Source organism: Mesorhizobium sp. M8A.F.Ca.ET.202.01.1.1 (assembly GCF_004791595.1).
In the GTDB taxonomy this organism is placed as follows: Bacteria; Pseudomonadota; Alphaproteobacteria; order Rhizobiales; family Rhizobiaceae; genus Mesorhizobium.
The window spans coordinates 1-303 of sequence record NZ_SRUN01000236.1; the positions used below are offsets into that span (position 1 = coordinate 1).

The window sequence follows — 303 nt, forward strand, 5'->3', positions numbered from 1 at the left end:
GGAAAACCACGCCGACATGAAGGCCGGCGATTTCGGCCTGATCTGCGCCTTCGGCGCCGGCTATTCGATCGGCGGCGCCCTATTGAGAATGCTGTAGCGTCGATAAGGCCGGCGCGAAGGGCACCAGCATCGGCACGCGCCTGGCATAGTCGTCATAGGCCGGACCAAGCTCGCCGCGCAGGAAGCTTTCTTCCAGCCTCGCCTTGACGACGACACCAACGAGCAGCAGGGCAGCGCCGGCAATACCCCAAACCGTGCCCTTGACGGCCATGGTGGCGAGGATTGACAGCAGGAGGCCGCTGT

General features: G+C 64.4%; 2 pseudogenes. One reads left to right on the forward strand and one right to left on the reverse strand.

The features are described from left to right. Positions 1-97 (forward strand): annotated as a pseudogene (locus EN845_RS34655) (beta-ketoacyl-ACP synthase III); the annotation flags it as partial. Here EN845_RS34655 and EN845_RS34660 read toward each other — a convergent pair. Further along, a pseudogene (locus EN845_RS34660) lies at positions 80-303 on the reverse strand (hypothetical protein); the annotation flags it as partial. The pseudogenes EN845_RS34655 and EN845_RS34660 overlap by 18 nt on opposite strands.